The sequence below is a fragment of the Alkalihalophilus lindianensis genome (genome assembly GCF_032843265.1).
GTDB classification, from domain to species: Bacteria; Bacillota; Bacilli; order Bacillales; family Bacillaceae_D; genus Alkalihalophilus; species Alkalihalophilus lindianensis.
The window spans coordinates 1-244 of record NZ_JAWJBA010000864.1; the positions used below are offsets into that span (position 1 = coordinate 1).

Below are 244 nucleotides of genomic sequence, written 5' to 3' on the forward strand. Positions count from 1 at the left end.
TTAAAAAGTCTGCTTCACGTTCCCCTTGCTGATTTGAAAATGGACGATTGACGGCCAAAGTAAAGGTAGCAACAGCAATACCATTGGGTGTATATTTCAATTCAGGGTCTTTTGTTAAACGGCCAACAAGCACGACACGATTGATCATCAGAATCAACTCCTTTTCTTTCCAATATGTTCCACGTGGAACATGGAAAAGTTTTATAGTTAATATTATTATTCTTCTTCTTTAATAACGATATGA

1 pseudogene is annotated in these 244 nt (G+C 36.1%); it reads right to left on the bottom strand.

Annotated elements, in window-relative coordinates:
• Positions 1-148, bottom strand: a pseudogene (gene ssbA / locus RYX56_RS24590) (single-stranded DNA-binding protein SsbA); the annotation flags it as partial.
• Positions 149-244: the final 96 nt, after the last annotated feature.